This window comes from Candidatus Uabimicrobium amorphum, assembly GCF_009002475.1.
Classification (GTDB): Bacteria; Planctomycetota; Uabimicrobiia; order Uabimicrobiales; family Uabimicrobiaceae; genus Uabimicrobium; species Uabimicrobium amorphum.
The window spans coordinates 937,451-962,064 of record NZ_AP019860.1; the positions used below are offsets into that span (position 1 = coordinate 937,451).

Sequence of the window (24,614 nt, forward strand, 5' to 3'; positions counted from 1 at the left end):
GTTTTATTGATGGAGTATAATAATTGGTAGCAGATGAAACTTTGATGCAGCAAGTGATCTCTGGAGACTCAAAAGCGGCGGATGCACTGTTGGAACGGTATAAGAAGCCGTTGTATAGCTTTATTTTTCGCATGACGGTAAATGAAAGTGATAGCGATGACCTTTTTCAAGAAACATGGTTACGCGTTATCCGTTATTGTCGCACATTTAACCCGCAAAAAAAGTTTAGTACTTGGCTATTCCAAATAGCCGCCAACTGTACACGAGATTTTTTCCGCAATAAGAAAAATTTTGTTTCTTTAGAGGAAGCGCCTCCGGCTGTCCATGAAGAAAAATCGTCTCTAGAAAATAGCGAATGGGCACGTAAGCTAATGAAGAATTTGCCCGTGTATCAGAGAGAAGTTGTTGTCTTGAAGTTTTTTCATAGCAAAAAAGAGCGCGAAATTGCTGAAATTTTAGACATTCCTATTGGAACGGTTAAAAGTCGATTGCACAAAGCAATGAATTATTTAAAGGGGATGCATGGTGAACAATGAAAATTTTATGGAACTATTCGTAGAATCATTCCCAAATCCAGAGCCTAAAGAGGAACTTATACTTAAAGTTCAACAGCAAATGGCTACGGCGATGACAAGGAAACAACGTCTGCCCCATAAGGCACTAGGAGTAGTTGTCTTAATTACTTTGGCAACTCTACCATTGTTTTCTGTGGTGAATTACTTTTACTATATTGCACTACAACAAATTATTGTGACGTATTTTCCGCAAATGTTGACATCGTTTTTAATTGTATTCACCGTTTCTGTCACTTTGATAGGAGCCATTTGTTACGGGTTTATTCCCATTTGGATTGCTTATAGTCTCCATCGCAGGGTTTAAAGGGGCGAATTTTCGCCTCATACCCCAAAACACTCTTATCCACACCTAAAACGCACACCACAATTTTCGCGAATAACTAAACGCAAAGGAGAAATCTATGACAGCGATGGCCATAGAATAATTTGGGAGAAACAAATGAGATTGTTTTTGTTTGTCGCGATCGCAGCATCATTTTTATATGCCGACATTGAAGTTCATCGTTTGATCGAAAATCAAGAACACGATCCCGTTTTTTGGCATATACCTAACTTTGCAGACCATTCCAAAAGGAATTACGCGGCGTTATCCCCCCAGGGAAATTTAGGAATTGTCTATCGTACGGTAGAAAGAATTAACGACAGAGGGAAAAAAAAATACACGGTTTTCTTTCACGACATCACCACGAACGATGTACAAGCGATTTACAGCAAAGCCACATACAAAATACCGAAGATGAATTTATCTTTGATATACGATCATTTGGGTAAACCACATATTTTTGTGGACTATACGTATCGATTTATACATTTTTACCGCAAAGATAGTAAGTGGATTAAAGATGTCTTGCCGATAAAATTTCGCCGTATATATGGAAGCGGTGTAAATAGTGCGAAGATATATCATATTGTGGAAGGTGAAAACCAGCGTTTGTACGTTGTGTTTTTTGTGATGGTCAAACTCAAATATCATTTGCTATTTGCCGAATATTCGCAAAAAAAATGGCAATTATTTGAGGTGGAAGATATTCCCAAAGATATGCAGAAAATCTTTGATGTTCAAATACGCAATCTTGAAGATTTCACATTGCTGTATGGCGGAATCAATCGTTTAATGTACGCCAATTTTTCTAGTGGAACATGGGATACGGAAACGGTGGTTAGCGGAAAAAAAATGGAGCAAGCAGGTTGGGAGGCGAATATATTTCGCAATAAAGATAAATTGTATGTCGCTTCCAACATTCGACGGGTGGTGTCTACAGGGTCACTGGTTTTCTCACGACTATTGTGGAGCGAACGCAGCGAAAAGGGTTGGGAAACAAAGGTCATATTTCGCGAATCGCGTGGTTACTCCGGAAAAGACGGTCAGAGTTATACGGGAGCTTCTCCATGTATTTTTTTCGATGATGAGGATCGTGCGAATGTGATTTTTAACGATGTTGCCTCGTGGCACAGCGGTGGAGTCAATGATTTTTGCGAAGGCAATTTGCGTCATGCTGTGCGCAAAGGTAAAAGCTGGAAAAGCGAAATTTTGTATCCGCAGATAGGCCAGTGGCATAAACCGCAACCATTGTACGAACTTTTATATCCAGTGGTGTTTTATGTGGACGGACGTGCACATTGTTTTGGTGTTGAAAGAGTAACGGAGGGTATTTCAACGCGCTTTGGTGGGAAAAATCCGATGGGTTTTTCCATTGTTTACATTATCTTCGAATAGGTGCTGACATGAGATATATATTTATCGTTCTGTTACTTGCTGCAAATGTATGTGGGCAAGTCGCGGCAAATAATACTGTTTTTGATTCGTGGTACTCTGGTGAACTTTTTGGTGCAAAGGCGATTGCGATGCACAATGTTGTGCGCAAAACCACTTATGAAGGAAAAGAAGCATATGAAGTCAATGTGTACTACAAAATGAAAATTGCACGTGGTGACGACAAGTTTGAAATGACAACCACTGAAAATACATTGGTTTACGCCGACTTAACACCTATTTCTACTGTGAGTAAATCCATAGAAGGTGCACAAAAAAAAATTGTGACAACCACTTTTTCACAAGGAGAAGTTCTACGACAAACACAAATAGATGACACGGTACACAAAGAGACTTTGAAAACAGACAAAAAGATCATTCTCGATGAAGCGGTATACCTCTATTCGTTGGTAAAAGACAAAGACCTGCAAAAAGGTGCGACGTACGAATATTTTAGTCTAAATGACGAAACGATTAAGATTGAAACAAATACACTGAAGATTTTGGGAAAAACCGCCGAAGGTAACTGGGAAGTAGAGATTACCTCTACAGAAAATTCGTTTGCTTATACGATGTTTATCGATTCCAAGGGCGAAATAGCGGCGATCACCATACCAGGGATGAATGTGAATGCAGTGCGCACCACACGGGAGCAAGCAGAAATTTTTAGTGAGCAACTCATCCTTGACATTATGTTTCCGTGTAACGTTATCTTACCAGAGGAAGAACATGTTACGCAAACCGAACTTTCGATCAATACACACAAACTATCGCTACAAAATAGTGAATACCAAACGGTAAGTAAAACCGAAGAGGGAATTCGCATTGTCCTGCATGAGCATCGACCGCAGGTCGAAGAGAATTACACATGTTCACCACAAGATAGTGAAAAGTTTAGCAAATATTTGAAGGCCCAGCCTTTAATCCAAAGTAATTCACCGCTTATTGTAAATAAAGCCACGGAAATTGTCTCGGCGAAGGCGTCTACATATACACAGGTACAAGAATTGCAAAAGTGGGTATTTGAGAAGATAAAAAAAGCCAGCACCAGTACGGCAAATGCCTCTTCTATTGCCACCTTAAATGCGATGGCCGGAGATTGCACCGAGCACGCCAATTTATTTTGTGCTTTAGCACGCTCGCTAAAAATACCAACGCGCGTATGCGGTGGTTTGGTGTATCTCGATGGCGAATTTGGCCTTCATGCATGGAACGAAGTCTATTTAGGAAAGTGGTTGGTGGTTGATTGTGCTCTGAATCGTTTGGGAAGTAATGGCAAATACATCTTTTTTAGTTATGACTATGAAAAAGACGACTCTGATCTCATTATGAATATGATGGGTTCGCGACCGCAAATTGAAATTGAAAATGTGTGGCATGGAGACAAGAAAGTAAACATGCGCCAATTCGTCAAAGACAATGATAAATGGCAAGTTGTGGAAGACCAAAAGTATCAGTTGCGCTATGAAGTGAACAACCTGTGGAGTAAAAACGACTACAGTTCCGATGAAGAGCGCATCGTACAATACACCATGAATGTCAATAGTGCGATCATTTATAGCTTTTTTGGTTGCGGAGACAATGAACTGGACATCTTGCAACCGCTCATTGCCAATCACCTAGGGAAAAACTTTTCTTCGTGGAAAGAAAGAGAAGTACAAGACCACACTGTTGGTTCCTTAGCGGGAAAATTAGGCGTGTATGATGCGACTCTTGATGGCAAGAAACTCACGTTAGAAATATTCTTCGCTGTGCACAACAAGATTATGTTTAATATCCGTGTTATTTATCTAACCGCTGAAAAAGAAAAATATCGCGAACAACTGATAAAATCAATGAATTCAATGAAATTAAACTCCGATGATAATAAAACAGAATCTCCACAAGATAAATAGTAGCGAACAGTACAAAATGTGTACTTTCTACATAGAAAGTGCTATCGATACCCTTGAGGAAAGTACATTCGAAAATTGCAGTTTTCGCGGTGAAATCAATATCCACAGTGTGAAGAATTGTCAATTCATCAATTGCAATTTTTCGGTACTTGCTGTGGACATCATGGAAAATGTCAAAATCCAAGGTGGAGTGATCGAAACATTTAATTTTCGCCGTGATCAGGAAAGTATTGAATATTTGTGGTACACAAAAGTACGTAAACATTTTCACAGCCTAAAAGACGAAAACACCACCAAAAATTCACAAAGCGATGTGATGCAAATGGAGTATCGCCTCAAGAATCATTTTGAGGAGTTTGCCAAAAATAGGAATCGCGTACGCCTTCCCCATAATTATGCGCGGTTCTTGCAAGTCTTGGATGGCTATTATTACGAAGGTGAACCACGTGAAGATCCCAATAATCAGTACTACCCGTATTGTTTTCACTGGTATGATTTAGATGAGGTTGTGGAGAATACCAAATACCTGAATGAGTTAAGTCGTGGTGACTACCGAGAGGATTTAGGGCTATGGATTTTAATCGCGCACTACTCGGACAAACACGATATGTATTTGTGCTGTGATACCGAACACCCCGACTATGGTGCGGTAATGGACTGCCACGATTCGCACCCGTGGTATGACGTTGAAGTCATTGAAAGTTCCTCTTTTTTTGATTACCTTCAGTCATTTGTTGGAGAATGACATGAAAGTCAAATCTAAGTTTAGAAAGAGACAACAGTTTTGCTGTTGTCTCTTTCTAAACTTGAATTGTTCACTAGTCTAGTTTAAAGCTCTACAAAGCATTCAATCCAGCACTTTCTAATAATTGTACCGTTTCTTGAAATCTGGTTTCGTTGGAATATTGAGCGTTTTCTTGGGCGAGATTTAAAGCATTTCTCGTTCTACAGTAACGATCGTCAAATATTTGGTCGTGAAGATTGGCATCATGATCTATGAGTAGCTGCACTATGTCAGGATAACCTCCTGCCGCGGCTTCGAGTAGAGGTGTTACACCCTCCTCATCGCGACAATTTACTACCGCTCCGGCATCTATGAGTAATTTGACAATGGCAAAGTTTCCCGTTGTTGCCGCTTCTATTAGAGAGGTTGTCTTTTTTTGATCTGCGAGGTTTACATTCGCACCATGGTCTATTAGGTAAGAAATAATTCCTTGTTGTTGTGTCATAACGGCATTACTCAAGGCTGTTCCTATACAAGAAATGTAGTTTACCATCGCTCCTTTTTCTAGCAAGGTTTTCACTTTCTCGATGTGACCTTTATACGCTGCGCATACTAGACGCAGGTTGTTTAAGGATTGTGGGTCGCTTAGAATTTTTTGTATTTCCTGAAGAATAAGTATACTTGTGTTGATGTCACTGCGACGAATATTTTTTTGTAGGATATCTGCGGTGATTTGTTGGACTGTTTTTTTGTTATTATTTTGTAGTTTGATGTCGGCCCCTAAATCGATAAGTTGCACAATTAGACCGAGAATGATGGGATCATGCCATCTCATGGAGATGGCTTTCATTAGAACGGTATTGCCCTGTAAATTTTGATGATGAACATTGGCTCCTTTTTCCATCAACATGGCTATTATCATGCTATTGCTATGTTGTTCCACAGCCATAGTAAGCGGTGTTTCACCTGCAAAACACTCCTTTCCTGCCACGTTGGGGTTTGCCCCGCAATCTAAAAGTATCTTTGTCATATTTTCATAACCAAAATAGCAAGACAGCATCAGAGGCGTAATGCCATCGGTGTTCACGGCATTGACGTCGTATTTTTCTAAAAGCAATTCCAGGTTGTTGACGTCATTGCAAATAATGGTTTTGGTCAAGAAATCGAGATCTTTTGCTGAATTTAAAATTTTATCGCCCAAAGAGGAGAACGTTGAGGAGAACATGTCCATCATAACATTGTTCATGTCTGTTATTGCTTTTTCGTCTTCTTTTTCGTTGAATATGGAGCCCATTGCTCTGGAAAATATTTGTTCTAGGTGAGGGGCTTTTTCTTGCAATCTTTGCTTTGGTTTTCCATCGCCGAGTGATTCTATGGTGTCTTTGTATTGATTCGCCATATTTTTAGAAAGATTATCACTAAACTCTTGGCATTTTTTTGGATCGCTAAATGTTTGGAAGAAATTCTGTATTGGATCTTTGGCTTGGTTGTGCAACATCCCAAACATTTGCTGATACATATTGTTGTGCGCGTTGTTGGTATTGGTGTTTTGCTGCGGTGTCTGGGGTTTATACGTATTTACCAATTGTTGGTATTGTCGTGTAGCGTATATCTGTTGCGATTCTTTTTCGGATTGTTGTTGTTCTTGTTCACATTGTTTTAACTCTTCGGCGACATTTTTTTTGGAAAACAATCGTATAAGGTCGCACACTTCGGGAATATCAGAACCCATCTTTATCGGTGTCAAATCATAATCGTCGACAGCCGTGACATCAGCACCAGCATCTAGCAGCATTTTCACGGGAGAAACATATTCGTTTTTTAATGCGATATGTAGTGCCGTTTCCCCATACTCGTTGCGCGTGTTAACGTCGGCACCTTTTTGCAAAAGAGTAGGTATGATATCCCAACTGGAGTACTCCGCAGCTTCGATGAGTAGTTTTCCGGCAAGTTTTGCATCCACAGAACCATATTGTTCTAACACGGTATCGAACAACTTTCGGTTTGTTTGCAGAGCGGCCATTAAAGCTTCTGTTGTTACCGTTGCGCCAGCTCTAAGTATGGTTTTTACTACGCCAGTGGCATTTTCGTTACAGGCTTGCTCTAGGTAATCATAGCGTTTTACATCAGCGCCGGCATTTACGAGCAACTGTACAATGTTGGAGTTGTGAGTTTCAATGGCATGTGAAAGCGGATCGATAATGTGGTGTGGACTTCGATCGAGATATTTATTCACATCGGCACCAGCTTCGATTAGTATTTTCACTATTTTGCTGTTTTCCGTTTCCACAGCGCAAATGAGAGGGAGTTCCTCATAGTCGTTTAGTTGGTTAACGTCGATGTTTTGTTTGAGTAGATTGTTTATTTGTTCTATGCTTTCTTGTGCAATTGCATCTATTAATTTCTGTACATCCATATTTTACATTCTCCATTGATAAGTTCGATTTGTTTATTTGTGTGTATCTATTGTAAGGGAGAATAAACGATTTTTCTCACAAAGCCATTGTGCCTTGAAATTAAAGAGTTTTAGTAGGTGGGGAGAAGGAAAGCTTTACAAAATAAAGGATAGTTGTTGGTGGCGGATGTATATAGTGAATTTATCTGCGTTTACGCGATTACGGTGACGGTCGGAGGCATGGAGGACAGACAACGGTGATTTATGTCTGTCCTCGTCTAGGCAAACGTTATTTTTTGGTAAATGATAAAACCAATGCTAGCAAGATGAGAGTGCTTACGGCGGCAACGACGTATTGGTTTTGTAGTACTTGCTGGGCTTCGATGATGGGCTCAAAGATAAAGCGATATAAACGCGAAGAGGGGTTTTGCCACAGCCAACTCACTTTTGTCATCATGGTTATTAAAGCGAGTACGCCGCTCGCCCATCCCATAAAAGACACAAAATTTTTTTGCGAAGAAATGTCGAAGCGTGACACTAGGCATTTTACGGCAGGACCGATGAGTGAGAATACCAGCAAAATTACCGCGCAAGCAGACATACCTACACGCATGACGATACTCATAAGGGTGTACAAAATTTTAAAGATGACGTTCATATCGCCAGGGCTAAAAATAGCAATAACAAAACCGGGAATTGCGGTGAGTACCATCAGAAAAAACGTCGTTATAATGGTTTTTTGAAAGAACAATATGTATTTGAGAATATCCGAGAAACCGTGATTGTAGTTAATCACTAAATGAATGACAAAAACCATATAGCCAATGATTTCACAAATAGCAGGCATTATGTATCCCTTTCTCTAACAAATTTGTCCGCAGCCTCTCCAAACAAATAGGAGAGGCGTCACACATCTCTTTTGTAAAAGATAAATTTAAATCCTGTTATCCTGTAATCCCGTAGAGGCAAAATTCTTATACTTTTGTCTTATCAATGTTAAGGTTATGACTGTAATAGTTCAATCAAATGCCCAACTAGATCTTTCTCTGTTAAGATTCCTACAAGCTTTTTCTGGGCATTTAACACCAACAAACTTCCGACTTTGTGCTCACGCATTTGTTGCGCGGCCTTTAATACGTCGCTGTCTTCATCGATCATCTGTAACGCACACTGCATAATATCACCAATGATACGGTTGTGGAGACGATCTTTCATGTTGTCAGGATACAGTCCTAGAAATGGACTGTCCATTGCGATTCTCATGTCGCGATCGCTGACAATTCCGACCAAATGTTCGTTGGGGTCTAAAACGGGTAGGTGATTGATGTTTTCGTTTAGTAGGAGTTCTAGCGCTTTGTCTAGTGTGGTCTCTGGTTTAACAGTTACTAGGTCGCTTTTCATGATGTCTTTTACTTTTTTCATCTTATTCCCCTTATTCTTATTTTGTGTTTGTGAAAATGGATTTGTTGGTAATATTCTAGCGAAAACCGTGCCAGATATCCATTTACTCTGTAAAGAATTTTACACTTCCTCTTGGCTAGTTTAGATTGCTTTGTGCTGATAATTTTTTATGCTATAATAATTTTCAGTAAATTAATGAATCATATGTCTTGAAATATTTCATGTTACGCGTCTTAAAATAAATCTATGAGAGTAGCTATGTATCCTAAATCGAAAGAAGCCCTTGGTTGTTTGATTATTGCGGGAGTATTGTTCTTATTCTTGGGAACAATTGGTTTATACACTGCCATTCGCAACTGGTCGCCAACAGTCATGGATTGTTCGCAGTATCTAAAAGAAGGAAGTAGTGCCTCGTGGTTACGCCTTACAGGTTGCAAGATTGACTATCGTGAAGCATGTCTAAAATATAAAACGTCTGATGATTTTTTTGTTGTGCCTGTTCGTGGGAAAGATACAAATCCGTTGCGACCCATCAAAATTTTGCTCGATCCTGATTGGGAAATGTTACGGCTTATACGTGCATATCATCATTTGAAAAAAGCACAGAAAGTAGCTCGCGAAGCATTTATAAAAGAGCATTATCACAGACTTGTGGTGGCGTCTGGTACGATTGAAGGATGGATTGATAATACTCTCGATGAGAAGAGAAGGGAATATCTGAAGCAAAATCTGACACTTGCCCATGATTATATCTTGATTGAAGAAGGTGAGGAGTCTAAATTTGGTATTTCGCTGTTTCTGTTTCTCTTAGGAATTACATGTCTGTTTCCAGGATGGATCAAGGCATGCGTCAATTATATAAAACTACTGTCACAATACCCGTTTGTCGACAAATTTATTGTACGTCCTATTTACTGGCTTTTTTTGGGGTGTGGCTTTATTGGCGGAAATATTTTTTTACTGTATTGTGTGTTGAGCGCGTGTATATTTGTGCCGTTGTTTTACAATATTCATTTTAATCCGCAATATGAAAACTTTTGGGAAGATACACATAACTACGTGACGAAAGATAAAGTGAAATGGTTGACTTTTGGAGAACGAATTTTTGAGTTGCGTATTTTACATCCAGACCAAGCGAAACAATTAGAAAAAGAACGCGAACTACAGTTCGAGAAAATGAAAAAATATCGTAAAAAATACAATATACCTCTTTTAGCCGAAGAAACAGGCTTTTCTTTACCAGCAAATAAAATGAATGAAATTGTTATTCTCGATCACTTTCTCAATCATGCCAATCCCATATATCTAGTTGCATTTTTATTTCCACTGTTATACTGGACGATGAGAGTATGGTTTCGCTTTTTTGCATATCTAACAATGTCGGGAGAAGCAAAACAGTTGTGCACAGATTACCTACAGCCGATGAGTCGCGACACATTGGTGAACATTCTACTTCCCGCGATGTTTGTGACATACATCATCGTTCTTTTTCGATGTTGGTCAGACCCTATTGCGGTGCGCATGGGGGTATTCTTTCTGTCAATGGTTACCTTTGCTCTGACATATACCAGCGCTTTTTGGTTTGTATTCCTGCGTTACATTATCGATTTTATTTTTATTCATTGTAAGGTTGACCCACGAACATCATTTAGCGATGATATTATTGTGTTTGTTATTGGTTTACCACTGCTATTGTTTTTCGACAATAGTTGGCAAACAATCCTTGGGGACCTTTCGGCGGGAGTCTTACCCTTTTTGTTAATGAAGACAGAACTTATGGAGTAATCCGCTTTTCGTTTTATTTGTGATTATTTTTTAGGAGCTTTCGATGTCGATTCGATTCATGGCGTGTATTTGCCTTTGTGCATTTTTGATGGTTGGTTGTGACGATGTCAATAAGACGTCTACAAATTACGCTAAGACTATGGTGAAAACTTTAGATACGGCAAAAAAAATACAATACACTTCTGGTGTACAACAACAAGTGCGTATGTACCAAGTAGAAAACAACAAATGGCCGAATTCTTTGAACGATGTAAAAGAAGTGCCACAGTTACCCGAGGGTTGGGAATGGAAGTATGATAATAAAACCGGAAAAGTAGACATTGTGAAAAAATAACGCAAAGCCGTTTTAGCAAAATTCCCGTTTTATAAAAAAACGAAAAAACGGGAATTGCTCCAAATAACGTTTTTTGTTGTACAATATATGATATTTTCCTTTGAATTTAGATAGGAGCTCACAATGAACAAGCCGCAACCACTCATCTCTTTTTGGGATGGTTCTTCGAGAACACTTCGCGCGTATTTAAACATGGAAAAGCGAATGTATGGTATGTTTGGCACCAACTACACCGGTGACGTAGAGACATACTTAATGCAGTTTAAAATAGGAAAAGATGGTGTCAATGATACGGCCGATTATCTCAATTTTAATAAATTACATGGACGAATTACTCCCACTCTTATTGACAACAAAAAGACACTGCTTCTAGATTTTTGGGAATTTAACGAAGATGAAGTAAAGCCTTTTTTGGTGGCTCTAGAACAGAGTGTGCATTATTATTTACAATTTGCACCTGTAGATGACGAGAACCACAAAACTTCTCAGTTACTTATGGGAGCAAAAGTGAGTATTGGTGGTAAGATTTTATCAAAAAATGGACAAGACTACACTATTGCGCAGGATATCCTTTCTAAGGATATAGTTCCACCACTTATGGAGATGTATCTAGGTTAGTTTTGGTAATTATTCAGATAAAAAAGGCGACGAGGCTCATACTTGAAAGTTTTGAAACCTGTTAACGACGTACGAAAAAGACGACAAAAAGAGATAAATGAAATTATACAATTATTTTAAGTTAACTGTATAATTTCGTTGTGTCGTTGCTATGAAACGTTATCGCTCTGATGTCGGTTACTATTCTGATTACGCATGTTCATTTCATTGAAAATATTGGTACACATTTCTCTTGCGATACCGGCAATGAGCGCCCTAGTTTCTCTCTCTTTTCTCGCCAAAGTACTTCCTTCGCGGATCATCCACAGTGCAATTCTCGCAATGACCGATAGTAAGATGATTTTGAAAAACCATGCCGCGAAATACGAAATATGCAAAGGTTGGACATCGACGGGTTTGTTTTGTGGTTTGTTATTTGGATTTTGCTGATTTTGTGGCATGGCGTCTTTTATTTCATCAAACTTGCTAAAAGATGCGTTAATCATCGAGTTGATAAATTTGTCAATGCCGCTTTCTTCTTCAAAACGTTGTGAAAAATTTTTGACGGCTGCAGGGTTTTCAAATAATTCCCATATTTGTTTGGTGACGGAAAATAAGAACACAACACCAATAATTACCATCACGATACCAAGTGTTTTCATAGCAAAATGCAATATTACCGTTGCATCCATTGGATTATTATTCCACTCTTCATTGCGCATGATACATTCCTTAACTAAGATTCTCCATTTTTTACGATCCAAATTATTTGAAATTCGCAATCCCCGTTAATAACGAAGAGGAACTTCTTTTTTGAGAAGTTGACAAAGGTCTTGCAGTTCATTTTTGGCTTTTTGTCTCGTTTCGTCGTCGAGTGGCAGTTCCATGAATTGGTCTTCATCGACGATTACTTGACGACCGTCACTAAAGGAAATGACGTCCAAAGCTAGGTCATAGTAGTAGAGATGATTCTCTTTGTAAATCGCTGGTTTTGTTATGTTGCAATACCAACCGCGAATTTGATCGCTTTCTCCAGCGTAAACCTCGAATATGTTAAACCATCTATGGAAATAAAAAACTTCAAGGCATTTGTCACCGTTTTTTAACTCTAAACCGGCAATGTTGTAGTCTTTATGACTAGTAAAGTTGGCGCGAACAACCATTTTTTCTTCGTTGTGTCGTAAAATAGTTGCAGGATATGCGAAAACATCGTTTCCCTGGTAGTCACATTTATGTACTGTTAGTTTGTTTTCCATGAGTTAGTTTTCTCTCGATAGTTGTCGTAAGGTTTTTTGTAGAGATGTAGACAAGTCTGGTTTCAACTGTATGGCGATGTTATAGTCTTGGATGGCACGTTGATTTTGCTTAAGGTTTGTCCATGCCCGAGCACGTGCCAGGTATAGGTTAAAATCGACTTTGTTTATGTTGATTGCCTGTGATAGATAATTTACTGCGTTTTTCCAATTACCTACATTTGCGTAGTACATGCCCAAGTTTTTATGTGCATTGTAAAAACTGCGATCCAACTCTAAAGCTTTTAAAGTGTACTGGATTGCTTGCGCAAAGTCTCCAAGTCGGTTGTACGCTACGCCACAGTTGTTGTAAAACATGGCGCTCTGTTGGTGTTCGAGCGCTTTTTTAAAGTCCTTGAGCGCTCGTTTGTTTCTTTGTAAGTCCAGGCATATCATGCCATGATTATTGTAGGCATCCGCGTAGCTGTTATCAATATTGATTGCTTGTGCAAAGTCTTTGAGTGCTTTTTTGTTGTTACGCATTTTACTGTAACAGAGGCCGCGATTGTTGTAGTAATACTTATTTTCCGGGGCGTATTTGATGGCGGCATTGAAGTCCTTAAGCGCACGGTCATAAAATAAGCATTTACTGTTTGCTTCTCCTCGCAGGTTGTATAACTCTGGATCTTGCGGGGAAAGGCGGATGGCATTGCTGAAATTTCCTACGGCAAAAGTGTAGTAACCTTGGGCGAAGGTTGCGATACCTTTTCCTTTAAATGCTTCCATACAGCTTGCATCGAGATCTATGGCAACTTCAAATGCTTTTATGGCTTTTTCATATTGTTGTATGTCTTGGTATATATTTCCGAGAAGAATGTAGTATTCCACAGTCTCAGGACTCAAGTTGATCGCTTGTTGGGCGTCGTGTGTTGCACGTTGTTTTTGATGGATCGACTGCAATATCTTGCCACGCTGGTAGTAAAGTTGTGGATCGTGTGTGTTGAGTTCTATGGCTTGATCGAGATAATCTAGTGCAGATGCACGATCTTGTGTAAGTTCAGATATCGTGGCAAGTTTGTGGTAAATTTGTGGATTTTTCGGTTGCGCTCTGAGTAACTTTTGATACACATCTTTGGCCGCGTTGTATTCCTTTTTGTCTAATAACTTTTGTGCTTGGTGCAAAATTTGCGAAGTTTGTGGTGATTTTTTTTCCGCAGAAGAAAACGCAGTGAAGAACAACAGCAGTAGTATGCTACCTGTTGCTGCGATGAATAGTATATGATGATTACGCTTTTGTTGCTGTGCAACTTGGCGTCTTCTTTCGGTTTGCCGTAAATGCTTTTTTGTGGTTTTTCTCGTCGTAGATTTACCGCGCAGTACATTTTGTAAACGCTTCGTTAGTTCGCGAACGGTGAGGCGTTTTTGTACATCGATTTCCAGGGCTTTTTGTAGTATAGGTGAAATTTTTTGGTAAATAGGGTCCGAAATTGTCGCCATCTCCGTTAGTGGGGGAAGTTTTGTCTTGGTTATTTTATCCATTACTTGTACGGGAGTGTTGGCAAAATAGGGAGACTGTGGAAGCCATAGAAATAATTGATACAACATAATCCCCAAAGAAAAAGTGTCGGTTTTGCTGCTAGCACCTGTTGAAAACTGTTCGGGACTCATGTAGGGAAATGTTCCTATGACGCTTCCTTCTTGTGTTAGCATCGTAAGTTGTGTCTCGATGTCTTTGGCAATGCCAAGATCCAATATTTTGGGGGTTTTGTCGTGCGTTATCATAATATTTTGTGGTTTGATATCGCGGTGGACAATTCCCTGTTCATTTAAGCAGGCAATGGCATCGCAAATTTGAATGGCAATGTGTAGTAGTTCTCGGGGGGGTAGAGAGCGAGGATTGTTGTGGATGATTTGCTCAATGGAAAATCCCTCCACATATTCCATAATGATATAGTGGGTATTTTGAAACTCGAAAAACGCCAATCCGCGAACGATATTTGGATGAGAAATTTGTTGTGAAAATTCAAATTCTCTCTGCAGGCGCTTGAATTTTTTTTGTTCATTTGGCGAAGGCAAGATGACAGTTTCTTTTATGGCGACAAAAGTATTATTTTGTGTATCTAAGCCTAGATACACAGTTCCCATGCCACCTTGCCCAAGTTGCTTTTGTAGTTTGTATCTATTGTGAATCAGCATAAATTAGCCCATTATTTTTTTGTGTATGCTTTACTGGCAATCGCAATGATGACGACCGTAAAACTCAGCAAGCTAATAGGAGGCATATAACCATACCAATTATAAGGATTTATCCAGGTATTTTTTCCGCGGAAAAAAATGTGTGTCGCGGCAAAAATAATTGCAATTGTAACACATGGGCGAATGTATAGCAGGCTTGTCGGTGAATTTACAATTGAGCACGAAGCAGCAATGAGAAACGACATAAAAGCCAGCGCTCCACATAGTATGATGATATTACCTCGTAGATTTATTTTTTGACCATCAAAAAAAGTCGAATAGTATTCGGGATTCAAAAGTATTACCGATAATAATACATGAAAAATTGCCAGAGCAAAACCATATAATCCCAAAAACTTACGAACCTGTATTTTTTTTGAGGGTAATTTACTCCACACTACTGATAACGAAATACAAAAAATAGCGGAAAAAGACACCGCTTTATTGACGACATAAAGGGGCAATTGTTCCCACGGAACATTGCCAAAAACATTGTAACGAAGTATCGCGTAAAATAAATTAACCAAAAGTGTCACAATCACGATGTAGATGCTCTGTTTCATATTTTAAACTTTCTGGAAAGATAGCAGTTGGTTATTCGCCGGCATTGTATGGTCATCCGTTATTTTCAATTGTTGCTTTTCGGCAAAAGCGCATATATCTTCAAAGTCGCGGATTCCCATTGTTGCTTTTGAGTGACGCAGACTTAAGTCAAAATGATGGTTGGATTCACTAGTATAGTTACCGTTGTATTTAAACGGGCCATACACACAAAAATATCCATGAGGTTCGAGAACTTGTCCTACAAGAACCAACATATCTTTGACTTGTGGCCAACTCATAATGTGGCAAGTATTGGCCGTGAATACATAGTTAAACTGGTCTTGTGGCCAGTGTTCTTTTTCACTTACATCCAACGTTAAAGGTAGACGTAAATTTTTTAAATGCACTTCTTCTAGCCATGTTTCAATTCCGCGATGGTGTTCTTCAACATCACTGGTTTGCCAGATGAGATGTGGTAGTTGCTTCGCGAAGTAAACGGCATGTTGGCCTGTTCCACTACCAATTTCTAATACACGGCCTTGTTTGCAAAAAATATCTTTTAGATGTTGCAAAATAGGTAATTTGTTTCTTTCACAAGCTTGAGAAAAGGGTTTATACATTTTTCTTCCTATAATTTTCTAACCATAGTTTAAACATAAGCACACTCCACAGTTGTTCCTGGTAATTTTTGCGCGCTGATTTATGTTGTTGCCACATGTTCATAATTTGTGATGTATCAAAAAAATCTTGGAGTAAAGGTGAGGATAAATGGTCTTGTACCCAATCTTTTAGTGAGTCGCGTAGCCACGCATGTAGCGGTAAAGCAAATCCCATCTTTGGTTGTTGGAATAAACTTGGTGGAACATATTTATAAAGTATTTTTCGTAGAACATATTTACCTATGCCATTATGAATTTTCATATGTAGTGGAATGCGCGAGGCAAACTCCACGACGCGATGGTCTAGATAAGGAACACGAGCTTCTATACTGGAGAACATCGTTGCTCGGTCTACCTTTGTAAGAATGTCATCCACAAGGTATGACGAGAAATCATGGAGCATCATGTCTTGGACGATGTTGTCATGAGAGATATTTCCCGAAAATTGTACAGGATTTGCGCCAAGAACAATGGGAGATTGCCAACAAGAAATTAAATAGTTATATATATGTTGTGGAGAATTCATTGCGAGAACATTTGCCAATTTAGCGATGCGATCTGAGAGTTGCCATTTTTTAAACCCCACATAATCCCAAATGAAATTGGGCGTACTGAGGAGTAACTTACTCAATAACGTACGGCATGGTAAGCGCGACATACGCATAACTTTGGGAACAAAGAGGTAGCGATTGTATCCGGCAAACACTTCGTCTCCGCCATCACCTGAAAGAACAACTTTTATGTGTTTTTTTGCCATTTTAGCGACCAAAAGAGTTGGTAGTTGTGATGAGTCGGCAAAAGGTTCATCGAATGCTTGTGGAAGCACAGAAATAGTGTTCTGCGCTTCTTTCATTGTTAAAATAAACGCCGTATGCTCCGTTTGCAAATGGCGCGCAATAGAGGCTGCTATTTGCGATTCATTGTGGCTACTCTCGGCAAAACCAATGTTGAAAGTTTTGACTCGCGAATGATGTTGTGTCATCAAAGCTGTTATCGTTGCCGAATCAATTCCCCCGGATAAGAATGCTCCCAAGGGTACATCTGAAAGCATATGTTCTTTTACACTGGTTCGTAGAATATGCTCTAGTTGTTCGCATGCTTCTGTAAAATCAGTCAATGGGGGATTATTTGTGGCAAGATGACCTATGTCCCAGTATTTTTGAAGATGAGTATCCGCTGGTAAGGGTGGAGAGATACTCAGTATTGTTGCTGGCGGGAGTTTATAAACATTTGTAAAAATAGAATGCGGATAAGGGACATACTTGTATTTCATGTACAAGGCTAGAGCATTGCGATCAATTTTTTCTTCGAAGGCCGGGTGTTTCATAATGGGCTGTAATTCAGAAGAAAAGACAAAATAATTATTGAGTTTTGCATAGTACAACGGTTTTATTCCGACGCGATCGCGAACTAGATGGAGTATCTGTGTGTTTTGGTCCCATAGGGCAAAAGCATACATACCTGCAAGTAATGAAACCGCCTTTTGCAATCCCCAGTGCTCGATAGCCTTTAAGAGAACTTCTGTGTCGCTGTCACTGTAAAATTTACTCCCTTGGTCACACAATGTTTTTTTGAGATGCAAATAATTATAAATCTCACCATTATAAACCATAGTGTATCGTCCACAGTGTGAGCGAATGGGCTGATTCCCTCCCGATATATCGATAATCGCAAGGCGCGTATGCCCCATCATGAGAATTTTTTGCTGGTCGTACCAAATATTTTGTTCATCTGGACCGCGGTGTGCAAGTAGCCGGCAACATTCTTTACTCCACTGTTGCGTGTTTTCGATATTAATACTACCGAATATACCACACATCAGCGCACTTTAATTTTAAATTGTTTTGGTCCAACACGCAGAATATCGTTATTTTGCAGTTGCTTTTTTTTGGTTTTTTCTTCATTGACGTAAATTCCCAAAGAGCTCATCATATCTGCGACTGTGCACTTATGACCATCAAAGGCAAACTTAGCGTGGACACGGGAAACAGTGGAGTCTTCCACAACAATTTTATTGGTGTTTGCAAATCTTCCAATGGTCCAGTCGCCATTACTTAGAAACTTCAAAAGTAGCTCTTCTTTGTTTATGTAAAAGCTTTTTCCACTGTGACTTCCGGTGGCAATAACAAAAATAATTTCTTTGTACATTTCTGTTTTGGATAGTTCAAACCAATTTTCCCATTCGCCATTCTCCCATAAAACGTGTTTTGCAATAACTACGTTAATAAGTGGGTAACTCATACCTTCTTTTTTGAGCTGTTTTTGTAGGGCAACGAGTTTAAGTATATCGTCTTTTGTCACTATACCGCTTTGCAGCAATGCATCGGCAACATCACGGTCTCTTTTACGCTTTACGCTAGTATCTAACTCTTCTCCAAGCTCTTCATTTTTGTATTTTAAAATTGCGCGAATAATTTTACATTTACTCTCATCGAGAAAGCCATGTGTTACGAGTATTTGTTCAATGCTCATCGTGGGGAAATTTTGCTGAATTTCTTTGCATTCCTGAACATGCTTTAAGGTTATGTATTTTTGTTGCAAAGCGCAATCAATAAATTTTTGATTTATATCCATTTTATACCTACTATTTTGATCAATGGAAAATAGTAAAATCTTTCGGGATCAGGATGGGGATCGTAGTCCGTATTGCCACCCATTGAATTATTTGTTTTGGTTATTTTCTTAAACGTTAACCGTCTCTAACTAAAAAGCCACAGAAAAATCTGTGGCTTTTTGTCAAATATATTGGTGATCTACGTGTGTTAGTTTAGCGTGCACGTGCAACACTTGTTAATATTGTGTCGTAAAGATAACCGTCTACAACATCTTTATAACGTACGAATGTGCCGTCTGTGCTATACCACGCCGACCATTTTTCACCTGTGGTGGGACTGAAGTGTTTACATTTCATGTATGTATTACCCACCTTGACATTTTCGTCATTGTGAAATTTCACTTTTGATTTCGCATATGTTGTTGTGGTACCCAAACCACCGTCTATAACAAGAAAAGAAGGGTATTTATCATATGCTTCCATCAAATTCCAAGAGCTACCAGGAATCACAGGCTCGTTGAGTTTGGTGGTTTTCCCTTTGAATGTCATGGTATATCCCGAGGACATTTTCTGGAGTTTTAAATTTGTTTTTGTACCATTGTCGTCCTGGAAACAGTCATAGCTTTGTACCACATCATTGCGCCATACTTCCGTAGAGGTCTGTTTAAATTTGTAGGAATAGTACCAAGTGCTTATGTCTATAGTCACATCTAGTTTGACAATGATATCGCCATTTTTTGTAAAAATGGTTGTGGTTTGGTGTCCACGTTTTGTTTTATCGATGTAAATGTCGTATTTGAATGTACCTTGTTTGGCAAGAAGAGAGTTCCAGTAACGCTTTTTCTCTTGTTCTGCTTTCATTTTGGCTTCGCGCGCCAGGCGTTCTTTTTCTGCTTGTATTTTTGCAAGACGTTGTTGTTCTGCTTTCATTTTGGCTTCGCGTGCCAGGCGGTCTTTTTCCGCTTTCATCTTGGCTTCGCGTGCCAGGCGGTCTTTTTCCGCTTTCATCTTGGCTTCACGTGCAAGGCTATCTTGCTGGTTATTTTCTTCCTCATAGTCTGTATCCGTCGTCGCCGTTTCGGTATCAACTTTGCTTGTTTCGCTTCCTTCGTTGATATCTTCTTCTTCGTAGGTTGTTTCTTCGACATCTTGAACGCTGGTGTCGCTTGAACTATCTTTGGCCTCTTCCATGTATGTTTCTTCGATAGTTTCTTCTTCAGAAAAATGATTTTCTGATGTGTTTCCCAGTGATTCTTGTGCGGTCTTTTCTTCCGCGATATTTTCATTTGTAGAGTCGGAAACTACTACGTTTTCATCAATTGTATTTTCTTGTGTGTTTGCGTTAGATTCACCACTGTTGCTACTCTCGTCATTTCCACCGAAAGATAGGTCAACTACACCGTTGGACTTGGTATCTTCCGCAGGTTGTTGTGTGTCATCATGAGTGGTGTCGTTATGCTCTGTCGTATCTTGTTGCTGTGTGGGTTGTTGGGCGACTTCTTGCTGTTTATTGTGTGAGACGTTATTGTCTGATGAATTATTGAGTTGCCAATTTTGGCAACCGAGACACAATAATATGGCGAAAAAGAATACAATGAGTTTGTGCATGATTAATCCTTTATTTTATTGCGATTTGTGGTTCGCATTTTTTTGGTAGCTTCTTGCATTTGTTCGATTGTTCGTGCTGCAACTTCGGAACCGACAATAAGAGATTCTATTTTAGCTTTGATGCTTGCGAGAGTGTCGTGAATATCTTCCCCCATCATCGCTTTTTCCAATAAACCTTGTCTATTGACAACGCGTTCTGTTATTTCATCAACTGCGGCAATGGCATCCTGATCGTTTGCTATTGCGATGCTTGCTGGTAAACTTTTGCCTTCTAATTCTCGAACCACAGGTTCAAGTTTCTCTCGAAGAAATGCAACACATATTACTGCATCAACCAGATCTTCATCGAGTAGCCCCATTCCTCTTAAATCTTTTTCTATTTCTTGTTTTAGTATTTCGTTAGACATTTACTTTCTCCGAGAAAATATTATGAAGATCGAAATTAAGCGGATAAAATTGTGAAAAAGTTATAGCACCTTAGAATTTTATCTCGTGTATTCGATTATTTTATCCTTGTTGTAGGTGAGTAACAATACGCGCATCCAAACACGATATATGTAAATCTTTGTTCGCATCATCGACAAATAATAAATTTTCGTCGTCTGTTTCTAAAATAACATAGTCTGTGGAAAATCCCATATCGCAAATTTGACTACATAGGCCCGCAACAGAAAAAATATCGTGAGCGCACTGATGAATTTGTGCGTAATCTTTTTGCTCGTGTGTTGTCGCAATCAGCTCTCCACTTGTTTTGTTTTGGATAACGGCATTGATTTTACTACCAACGTTAAAATCACTAACAAGTTTTGCAATTAAACCGCATACTTTGCTACGTGTAATGATTGGTATGTTACAGGTTAGTTTAGGTAAAAGAAAAAATGTTTCATCCTGTGGCTGTTGTGGAACTGTGGTTTCCTCTTCGAGGAAGATTGCTTCAACTGGAGCGTCGCTAACACTTGCAAATGCCAAAATTTCCTTTTGAGGAGAGTTTACCAGTAAGAAATTCTCTTCTTCCGTCTCCATCCACAAATAGGAAGTGTTGCCTTTCACTTCTGCGTTGACAGACAAAGAGCGTAAGTTGTATAAAAAATCTTCCCATTTATTTTGAAAAGCAGGTAAATTATCAATTTCTTTGTCACTGTGTAGTAAAGAATATTTATTATCTAAGACCACAATATCATCAAATATACCCGTTTGAAAATCTAATGATTTATTTGCAAAGTGTTGTAGAAATACATTGTGCATACCACCTTGCGGGGAATCCAATACTTGCTCTTCTGCTTCTTGTAATTCTTGTAACAGGTGATCGTCCTCTGCCAATTCAAGATCAACGACCATCATGTCATCCACAGCTTCTTTCGGTTGCGGTATGTTTACAGGTACTAGCCTTTCGCGAGTAGCTGTTTCCGATACTTGTGGAAATAACATATCTTCGTAATCAATATTGCCAGATTTAAAATCTTTTACTGCTTTGGTGAATGCCGTTTTGAGCATCTTTAGGTCAAAAGCTCCGCTTGGATTGCTGAAAAATTTTGTGGAATGACCTGGTGGTAGAGGCATAACCGGATGGTTTATATTTTTCGCTCTTTTAGGTTTGGGGAGTTTATCTATATTAAAATCTAACAATTTAATAATAGATTTCTCTTGTTTGATTTTTGTACGCCTTGTTCTCTTTGCTTCCGCTGGTTTTTTTTGGAAACGCTTGTTGATAAATTCATCTATTTTGGTTAAGAAATCTTGTGATTTCACAGGTTTCACTATATGAATATCATTTACCTTGAGCAATTTACTAATTACTTTTTCTTCAACGGCTGTTAAGAAAATAAATGGTATATTTGCAGTCTTCGCTTCCGCTTTCAGATGTTTGTAGAAGTGAAACCCACTTTTAACAGGAGGTAACTCTGCCTCTGAAATAATTATATCTGGAAGTTTTTTGTCTATTTTCTTTAAGGCTTCTTCTCTGTTTCGCGCTGTAGTTACGTTATATCCAGCCCCCTCTAAAACAGAACGCAAAATTTCTCGAATAGGATCTTCATGGTCGACAAGTAGTATCTTGTAAGGGGTCTTATGCACTTTTTTTAACAAAATAAACTTCCTTTCCTCACTAACTAATATCTATTAGGAAGTACAAAAACAAATGTTATGCCTGGGAAATTTTGAGAAAATAAAGCCTCTTTGGCAATTTTTTCAAAAAATATTAGGACAAACGCTATTATGCCATTTTCGTTGCCAGTTCTTGTACACTGAGAAGCAATGAACCGGGCTTAGTTTTTTGATCAGCAAGAACAAAAAGAATAGAATTAGCTAACTGTTGGAGAACAATAATCCCTTGTTCATTTTTGAGTAAAATTCGTTTTAGGTTTTTCCCACCTAGTTTGTCTAAACTGTTTTTGCCAACTTTCATCGTGGAGTCGATTATGAGAGCCAAAGTGTCTTTTTCAAAAGTAGATGGAAAAATGCACGATTCGATGCTCCCATTTTTTATAACTGCACATGCAACTATGTTTGGTCTTTCTTCACTAAACTCTTCTAAAATTTGTGAATAATTTTGTTGAGTATTTTGATCATCCATAGTACTCTTTCTAACATTTACAAGTTAAGTAGCCGCACAAGCCTTTGCATTTCTACTTAGAAATACAAAACCTGGATTATAGCGAAATAATAACGGTGAGACAAGATAAATTTACCTGGATTGATTGCTGAATTTACCCGTGAATTTTTCCTGATGGTATTTTGCCAAACACACTATTTCATCTTTACCTTACATGTAGCACGGTTGATCTATAAAATATAATATATTAAAACTTTCGATTTAGGGCGTGTCATCAATTAAAGTTTATTTGATATTAAAGTCATTGTAAATTCTAGCTAGGCGCTCCGCATGTATCATAGTTAGTTTATTTAAATAAGGAGCAACGACGCTAGTATTTAGAAGGACTCAATAGTGAATGAAGGTTCATTGATGACACGCCCTAATTATCAACTAACAATTAGTAGAAATTTGTGTTTGGGTCCTGAGTTTTGCAAAAAAAAATACAATTTTATCTAGAAATGATTTATAAAAATAAGTTAAAGTATTTTACTTTTTATCTCTTGTAATTATACGAGGCTATGATACAAGAGATCTATGTAATTTGATACTTAAGGCCCGTATTTGGTGGGGGAACATATGGCAAAAATAGATGCTTTTTTTCGATTGATGACAGTCCAAGGAGCTTCCGATCTACATTTATCCTCTGGTAATCCTCCAGCTCTACGTATTCGTGGAGATTTAGAAAGAGTAAAGTTTAAACAGCTAGAAGATGGTGAGTTAAAAGAACTTCTTTACGAAATATGCCCAGAGCACAAGGCAAAAGTATTCGAAGAAACAGGTGATATCGACTTTGCTTATGAGCTACCTAATGTGGGGCGATATCGGGCAAACTACTTTCAACAAGCTCATGGGGTTTCGGCTGTTTTTAGACAAATTCCGACAGAAATACTCACTGTAGAGCAACTTGGTTTACCCGAAGTGGTAAAACGTTTTGCCACTTATCACAAAGGTTTGATTCTCGTAACAGGTCCGACAGGTAGTGGAAAATCTACCACCCTGGCCGCGATTATTGACTATGCAAATAAAACGCGGAAAGATCATATCTTGACGGTAGAAGACCCCGTAGAATTCAAACACAATTCGTACAATTGTATTGTAAACCACCGCGAAGTGGGAAAAGATACAAAAAGTTTTTCAGCGGCACTTCGAGGTGCACTGCGCGAAGACCCTGATATTATACTCGTGGGGGAAATGCGTGATCAGGAAACCATTCAGCTCGCTATCGAAGCGGCGGCAACAGGGCACTTGGTATTCGGAACTCTACATACGCAAAACGCAACAAAAACTGTGGACCGTATTATCGAAGTTTTTCCTGCAAACATGCAAGATCAGATACGTACTACTTTGTCTGAATCACTCAAAGCCGTTGTTTCACAAACGCTTTTTAAGAGAAAAGACGGATCAGGTCGTATTTGCGCCTTAGAAATACTCATACAAACCCCGGCCGTTTCTGCTCTCGTTCGCGAAGGAAAAACTCACCAACTCATAAACGTTATCCAAACGAATAGACGTATGGGAATGCGTATGCTTGATGATCATATTGAAGAACTACTGGATGAAAATCTCATTAGAGAAGACGAAGCTTTTGATAAGTGTATAGAAAAGAAACGTTTTATTAAATATCTAAAAGAGATTCCCCAAGAGTACAAAGATATGTTCAAGATGTAAAGGCACCATGCGCGTGCAACATCCGCAAAGGGTGTTGCGTTGTTACTTGTCATTTTCTTTAGG

General features: G+C 38.8%; 23 protein-coding genes. 9 read left to right on the plus strand and 14 right to left on the minus strand.

The features are described 5' to 3' along the window. Positions 1–23 precede the first annotated feature (23 nt). The 5 genes from UABAM_RS03190 to UABAM_RS03210 all read left to right on the plus strand — a co-directional run bounded on the left by UABAM_RS03190 (position 24) and on the right by UABAM_RS03210 (position 4,968). Positions 24–536 (plus strand): RNA polymerase sigma factor, encoded by a 513-nt coding sequence (locus UABAM_RS03190; RefSeq protein WP_151966554.1) that lies wholly within the window; start codon positions 24–26, stop codon positions 534–536. A gap of 7 nt (positions 537–543) precedes the next feature. Further along, positions 544–879: a hypothetical protein gene (locus tag UABAM_RS03195; protein WP_151966555.1), complete on the plus strand. Its 336-nt coding sequence runs from the start codon at positions 544–546 to the stop codon at positions 877–879. Between the two features lie 135 nt (positions 880–1,014). After that, positions 1,015–2,292, plus strand: a complete 1,278-nt coding sequence (locus UABAM_RS03200; protein WP_151966556.1) for a hypothetical protein — start codon at positions 1,015–1,017, stop codon at positions 2,290–2,292. Positions 2,293–2,300: 8 nt separating this feature from the next. Then, positions 2,301–4,223, plus strand: a complete 1,923-nt coding sequence (locus tag UABAM_RS03205; protein ID WP_151966557.1) for a transglutaminase-like domain-containing protein — start codon at positions 2,301–2,303, stop codon at positions 4,221–4,223. Then, positions 4,189–4,968 (plus strand): SMI1/KNR4 family protein, encoded by a 780-nt coding sequence (locus UABAM_RS03210; RefSeq protein WP_151966558.1) that lies wholly within the window; start codon positions 4,189–4,191, stop codon positions 4,966–4,968. The genes UABAM_RS03205 and UABAM_RS03210 overlap by 35 nt, the downstream gene beginning before the upstream one ends. 91 nt (positions 4,969–5,059) lie before the next feature. Here UABAM_RS03210 and UABAM_RS03215 read toward each other — a convergent pair whose 3' ends face one another. The 3 genes from UABAM_RS03215 to UABAM_RS03225 all read right to left on the minus strand — a co-directional run bounded on the left by UABAM_RS03215 (position 5,060) and on the right by UABAM_RS03225 (position 8,764). Continuing rightward, positions 5,060–7,363, minus strand: a complete 2,304-nt coding sequence (locus UABAM_RS03215; RefSeq protein ID WP_151966559.1) for an ankyrin repeat domain-containing protein — start codon at positions 7,361–7,363, stop codon at positions 5,060–5,062. A 268-nt stretch (positions 7,364–7,631) separates the two neighbouring features. Continuing rightward, on the minus strand, positions 7,632–8,189 hold the full coding sequence (locus UABAM_RS03220; protein ID WP_151966560.1) for a hypothetical protein: 558 nt from the start codon (positions 8,187–8,189) through the stop codon (positions 7,632–7,634). Positions 8,190–8,344: 155 nt separating this feature from the next. Then, entirely contained in the window at positions 8,345–8,764 is a 420-nt protein-coding gene (locus UABAM_RS03225; protein WP_151966561.1) for a CBS domain-containing protein, read from the minus strand. 237 nt (positions 8,765–9,001) lie between these two features. On the opposite strand from UABAM_RS03225, the gene UABAM_RS03230 reads away from it, so the two are divergent. The 3 genes from UABAM_RS03230 (at position 9,002) to UABAM_RS03240 (ending at position 11,480) form a co-directional block, all read left to right on the plus strand. Further along, positions 9,002–10,528, plus strand: coding sequence for a hypothetical protein (locus UABAM_RS03230; protein ID WP_151966562.1), 1,527 nt, complete (start codon positions 9,002–9,004; stop codon positions 10,526–10,528). Between the two features lie 43 nt (positions 10,529–10,571). Beyond that, entirely contained in the window at positions 10,572–10,862 is a 291-nt protein-coding gene (locus UABAM_RS03235) for a hypothetical protein (RefSeq protein ID WP_151966563.1), read from the plus strand. Positions 10,863–10,985: 123 nt separating this feature from the next. After that, on the plus strand, positions 10,986–11,480 hold the full coding sequence (locus UABAM_RS03240; RefSeq protein ID WP_151966564.1) for a hypothetical protein: 495 nt from the start codon (positions 10,986–10,988) through the stop codon (positions 11,478–11,480). A 149-nt stretch (positions 11,481–11,629) separates the two neighbouring features. On the opposite strand, the gene UABAM_RS03245 is transcribed toward UABAM_RS03240, so the two are convergent. From UABAM_RS03245 to UABAM_RS03295, 11 genes are all read right to left on the minus strand, one after another. After that, complete coding sequence (locus UABAM_RS03245; protein ID WP_151966565.1) at positions 11,630–12,181, minus strand: hypothetical protein; 552 nt, start codon at positions 12,179–12,181, stop codon at positions 11,630–11,632. Between the two features lie 66 nt (positions 12,182–12,247). Further along, positions 12,248–12,715, minus strand: a complete 468-nt coding sequence (locus UABAM_RS03250; protein WP_151966566.1) for a DUF402 domain-containing protein — start codon at positions 12,713–12,715, stop codon at positions 12,248–12,250. Positions 12,716–12,718: 3 nt separating this feature from the next. Further along, complete coding sequence (locus UABAM_RS03255) at positions 12,719–14,887, minus strand: serine/threonine-protein kinase (RefSeq protein ID WP_151966567.1); 2,169 nt, start codon at positions 14,885–14,887, stop codon at positions 12,719–12,721. Positions 14,888–14,898: 11 nt separating this feature from the next. Further along, complete coding sequence (locus UABAM_RS03260; RefSeq protein WP_151966568.1) at positions 14,899–15,489, minus strand: hypothetical protein; 591 nt, start codon at positions 15,487–15,489, stop codon at positions 14,899–14,901. Positions 15,490–15,492: 3 nt separating this feature from the next. Further along, positions 15,493–16,089 carry a DUF938 domain-containing protein gene (locus UABAM_RS03265; protein WP_151966569.1) on the minus strand — a complete coding sequence of 199 codons (597 nt, stop codon included), beginning with the start codon at positions 16,087–16,089 and terminating at the stop codon, positions 15,493–15,495. Next, on the minus strand, positions 16,082–17,947 hold the full coding sequence (asnB, locus tag UABAM_RS03270) for an asparagine synthase (glutamine-hydrolyzing) (RefSeq protein ID WP_151966570.1): 1,866 nt from the start codon (positions 17,945–17,947) through the stop codon (positions 16,082–16,084). The genes UABAM_RS03265 and asnB overlap by 8 nt, the downstream gene beginning before the upstream one ends. Continuing rightward, positions 17,947–18,702, minus strand: a complete 756-nt coding sequence (locus UABAM_RS03275) for an FHA domain-containing protein (protein WP_151966571.1) — start codon at positions 18,700–18,702, stop codon at positions 17,947–17,949. The genes asnB and UABAM_RS03275 overlap by 1 nt, the downstream gene beginning before the upstream one ends. Before the next feature lie 193 nt (positions 18,703–18,895). Continuing rightward, positions 18,896–20,290, minus strand: a complete 1,395-nt coding sequence (locus UABAM_RS03280; RefSeq protein ID WP_151966572.1) for a DUF6134 family protein — start codon at positions 20,288–20,290, stop codon at positions 18,896–18,898. A 2-nt stretch (positions 20,291–20,292) separates the two neighbouring features. Next, positions 20,293–20,697, minus strand: coding sequence for a hypothetical protein (locus tag UABAM_RS03285; protein ID WP_151966573.1), 405 nt, complete (start codon positions 20,695–20,697; stop codon positions 20,293–20,295). Positions 20,698–20,797: 100 nt separating this feature from the next. Next, positions 20,798–22,375, minus strand: coding sequence for a response regulator (locus UABAM_RS03290; protein WP_173013108.1), 1,578 nt, complete (start codon positions 22,373–22,375; stop codon positions 20,798–20,800). A 127-nt stretch (positions 22,376–22,502) separates the two neighbouring features. Then, positions 22,503–22,862 carry a roadblock/LC7 domain-containing protein gene (locus UABAM_RS03295; protein WP_151966575.1) on the minus strand — a complete coding sequence of 120 codons (360 nt, stop codon included), beginning with the start codon at positions 22,860–22,862 and terminating at the stop codon, positions 22,503–22,505. A 597-nt stretch (positions 22,863–23,459) separates the two neighbouring features. Between UABAM_RS03295 and UABAM_RS03300 the strand changes: the two genes are divergently transcribed. After that, positions 23,460–24,551 carry a type IV pilus twitching motility protein PilT gene (locus UABAM_RS03300; protein ID WP_151966576.1) on the plus strand — a complete coding sequence of 364 codons (1,092 nt, stop codon included), beginning with the start codon at positions 23,460–23,462 and terminating at the stop codon, positions 24,549–24,551. The last annotated feature ends 63 nt before the right edge of the window (positions 24,552–24,614 follow it).